The sequence below is a fragment of the Pseudanabaena cinerea FACHB-1277 genome (assembly GCF_014696345.1).
Lineage (GTDB): Bacteria > Cyanobacteriota > Cyanobacteriia > Pseudanabaenales > Pseudanabaenaceae > Pseudanabaena > Pseudanabaena cinerea.
The window spans coordinates 1-3,389 of sequence record NZ_JACJPY010000160.1 but is presented as its reverse complement, the minus strand read 5'-3'; the positions used below and the strand labels follow the sequence as shown (position 1 = coordinate 3,389).

General features: G+C 39.4%; 7 protein-coding genes. 2 read left to right on the top strand and 5 right to left on the bottom strand.

Features of this window, described 5'->3' with window-relative positions:
• Nucleotides 1-53 precede the first annotated feature (53 nt).
• Nucleotides 54-446: a DUF6883 domain-containing protein gene (locus tag H6F44_RS22375; RefSeq protein WP_199302244.1), complete on the bottom strand. Its 393-nt coding sequence runs from the start codon at nt 444-446 to the stop codon at nt 54-56.
• Nucleotides 447-720: 274 nt separating this feature from the next.
• Between H6F44_RS22375 and H6F44_RS22370 the strand changes: the two genes are divergently transcribed.
• Entirely contained in the window at nt 721-1,074 is a 354-nt protein-coding gene (locus H6F44_RS22370) for a type II toxin-antitoxin system Phd/YefM family antitoxin (protein ID WP_190353292.1), read from the top strand.
• Nucleotides 1,061-1,348, top strand: coding sequence for a type II toxin-antitoxin system RelE/ParE family toxin (locus tag H6F44_RS22365; RefSeq protein WP_190353291.1), 288 nt, complete (start codon nt 1,061-1,063; stop codon nt 1,346-1,348). The genes H6F44_RS22370 and H6F44_RS22365 overlap by 14 nt, the downstream gene beginning before the upstream one ends.
• Before the next feature lie 93 nt (nt 1,349-1,441).
• Here the strand turns inward: H6F44_RS22365 and H6F44_RS22360 are convergent, their stop codons facing one another.
• The 4 genes from H6F44_RS22360 to H6F44_RS22345 all read right to left on the bottom strand — a co-directional run bounded on the left by H6F44_RS22360 (nt 1,442) and on the right by H6F44_RS22345 (nt 3,213).
• Nucleotides 1,442-1,777, bottom strand: a complete 336-nt coding sequence (locus tag H6F44_RS22360; protein ID WP_190353290.1) for a DUF5615 family PIN-like protein — start codon at nt 1,775-1,777, stop codon at nt 1,442-1,444.
• Nucleotides 1,761-2,000, bottom strand: coding sequence for a DUF433 domain-containing protein (locus tag H6F44_RS22355; RefSeq protein WP_190353289.1), 240 nt, complete (start codon nt 1,998-2,000; stop codon nt 1,761-1,763). Before H6F44_RS22355 ends, H6F44_RS22360 begins: the two co-directional genes overlap by 17 nt.
• 139 nt (nt 2,001-2,139) lie before the next feature.
• Complete coding sequence (locus H6F44_RS22350; RefSeq protein ID WP_190353288.1) at nt 2,140-2,775, bottom strand: restriction endonuclease subunit R; 636 nt, start codon at nt 2,773-2,775, stop codon at nt 2,140-2,142.
• Between the two features lie 141 nt (nt 2,776-2,916).
• Nucleotides 2,917-3,213 carry a DUF4926 domain-containing protein gene (locus H6F44_RS22345; RefSeq protein WP_242016715.1) on the bottom strand — a complete coding sequence of 99 codons (297 nt, stop codon included), beginning with the start codon at nt 3,211-3,213 and terminating at the stop codon, nt 2,917-2,919.
• Between the last annotated feature and the right edge of the window lie 176 nt (nt 3,214-3,389).

Below are 3,389 nucleotides of genomic sequence, written 5' to 3'. Positions count from 1 at the left end.
GCGGATTGATGTATTTCCTGCTTCGTAGGCTGTTACGATCTTCTTTCTGAAATCTAGGGAATATGCTGGCATAGCTCTTTTTTTCCTGCTTTTCTGTTTCTTTCCATTGTACCCCTTAATGCCTCAACAGGCTGTAAGCGAGCAAAATCTGTACCTTTATCTATTTGCCATACCGTCTTAACAAATAATTGTCTATTTATCGGAGTCAGTAGATTCGCACTAATTTCATGTCTCACACCATACGGAGTTTCTTTAACTACATTAGCATCTACCTCAAGACGAAATCTACGAATATCGGATTCTAACTGTTGCCAATTTTCTAGTGAATATCCAAACAGAATCAATAACTTAGTCTTTGTACCACCGCGCTTATGGTCACTATTGAGTGGATATTCAGTTAGCTTTGACGGCTCAATGACTGCGCGATCACTATTCGGGATTTTCATGTATTTTAGCGTTTATCGCTTTAATTGAGCCTATCATAATCAATGCGTACGATCGCTGTTTGATGTGAGAAATAGGCGATCAGGTTTTGGGTGGTGAGGGGCGATCGCTGTTTGATGTGGGAAATAGGCGATCGGGTTTGTGAGTGTGAGGGGCGATCGCTGTTTGATGTTGAGGGAAAAGGCGATAGATATTTATGAAAAATTATAGAAATTGCGATCGCTAAGAAAGATCAGCTATCATTAAATTAAGTCCGAATTAAGTGCTTTGACAACTATGATCGAGCTAAAAAATATCCATTCCCTGAGCGACTTCAAGCGCAACGCCAAAGAATTTATTGAACGCATTAAATCAACACAATCGCCTATGGTTCTAACCGTTAACGGTAAAGCTGAAGTCGTTGTCCAAGATGCTCACGCCTTTCAAGCAATATGCGATCGGGCTGAGCAAGCCGAAGCCGAACTTCGCGCCCTAAAACTCGCAACGCTACAACAAGACATTAGCATCGGAATTGCACAACTCAAAAATGGTGACTACACCGAATACGATTCAGACACATTGCCAAATCTGTTAGAAAATATTAAAAATCGTGGTCAAAAACGCTTAGCTCATCAAAATGAATCGATTTAAGATATCCCGACAAGCAGATCGTGACCTTGAGGATATGTGGGTATATCTTGCTCAAAACGATTCCATAGCAGCCGATTTATTCCTCGCAAAAGTCATTGACAAGTTTCCTATGCTTGCACAGTTCCCTGAGATGGGTAGAAGCAGAAAAGAGCTTTCAGAAGAACTGCGTAGTTTTCCAGTTAAGCCATACATTATCTTCTACAAAAAAATGGAAAATCACATTGAAATTGTGCGTATTCTGCATCAGTCTAGAGATATTGAAAATCAGTTCTAGTGAAGGGGCGATCGCTGTTTGATGTTGAGGTTTAGGCGATCGGGTGTTGGGTGGTGAGAGGCGATCGCTGTTTGATTTTTATGGAGGGGCGATTCAACTTAAAATTACTAATATCGACTCAGAGGGATTGCTGTCTAGCAAATAAATTTGTTCCTTATATTTAGTGATTAGTGCTACGAGAATATCACGATTACAATTGCCAATTCTCAGCCAGACAAGCTTCGGCGGATGCCCATAAAGCAAACTCCGTTGATAAAAATCTGAATCCTTAGAAACTATTGTAAATCCATTGCTTCGAGCATACTCCCAAACATCCTCATCAGGAAATCCCTTCAATCCACAATCACGAACATGCATACTCTCTGGGAAATCTACAGATAATATATGCGGCAACTTTGGAGATAAATTCTCATCAAACAGCAACTTCATAGGGAACCACTGTTAAACGGCGATCGCGATCGGCTGCAAAAGCAAAACAAGCCTGTATATCCGCAAGGGTTAAATCAGGAAAATCATCTAATACTTCGTCAACAGTCATCCCACCGCCAAGATAGTCAAACACATCTGATACAGCAATGCGTGTATTAACTATACAAGGCTTACCACTACGAATATTCGGACTGATGCATATGCGATCGCGATATTTTTTCATAACCAAGATTTGCACATAACTAGTTTCATAATAACAGCGTCCTTACAAGAATTTAGAGATTGAGTGGCGATCGCTGTTTGATTTGAGGAAATAGTCGATCGGATTTTATGGGTGTTGAGGGGCGATCGCTATGCAATTCCTATGATTTACAAATAGCTTTAAGAACTTTAAAAACCTGTATAGAAGGCTCAGATTCGATCAACGATAGAGAAGGAAATAGCTGATAGTTTGGAGATTCTCCTGCACAGATACGGATAAACTGAAAATGCAAACCATTTGTTGCTAAACCCCAAACTGAAGACTGAGACTGCAAAGACTCATGAGCATAAGTTAATAATTGCGGAATTCCTGTAAAAGGTTCAATCCCTGCTCTCTTTGCTTCAACTATCAGCACCCAAAGCTTGGTTAAATTTGGAACTCCAGATTTTTTAACCGCCAAAATATCATATCTACCCGTAATGCTGGTATCCGATTCGAGAATGTCGATACGCTGAATGTTTTCTTCTAAAAGTAACTCGATCTCTTGATTATAGTAACCTGTCAAATTCATGAGAGGTGCAAGCGCAAGAAACTTAATTTGTCCTTCGGAAACTCTACCTGATAGAAGGTATCGACGAAAATTAGTACAAATCTCAGTTAGTTCTGTTTGCTCAAAATCAGAAATAGATTCCAGATCAAGATAATCAGAAAAAACACCCATCTCTCCAGACTCGTGAAAGCCTAACAGATGCTGTACATCTTCAAAATTTAAATTTTTCGCGGCAAGTGTAACCATCTTGACCTCTTTAAAATTAGCAATATTTTCTATCTTAACATCTGAACAATTGCATTTAATCTTAGTAAATGGCGATCGCTATTTGATGTTAGAAATGTGCGATCAGGGGTTGGGGTGGTGAGGGGCGATCACGCTAAAATCCTAAGCCGCAGCAAGCTCATATTGCAAAGTAAGAAATTCATTAGCCTTCAAATAGGCGATCGCAAACTCACATCCATCAGAATCCGCAAACTCCTCCAAATAATCAGCCCCCTGATTATCCTGATGAATATCCACAATCGTACCAACTAAACCCACTGGCAAAGCTGAATTAAAATCATATTCTGCTTCCATCAGAGAAAGTCTATCTATAGAAGTTGGCTTTAAAATAGCGATCGTATCGAGTAACTGTGGAGTCTTCATTATTTCTCTCTCTTTCACAATTTTGATGTGTTTCATGATTAATTGATGTAATTAGAGATATCTATCAATACTTCGGACATAAAAAAAGGGGAACAAAAAAGCTATTCATCGGATAAGGTGCAAGTAATGAATCAAAGCACCAAATGAATAGCATTAATGACATATTACCGAAAGTAGCAACCAAGGCACAACAGAAATTTCTGTCAATCCTG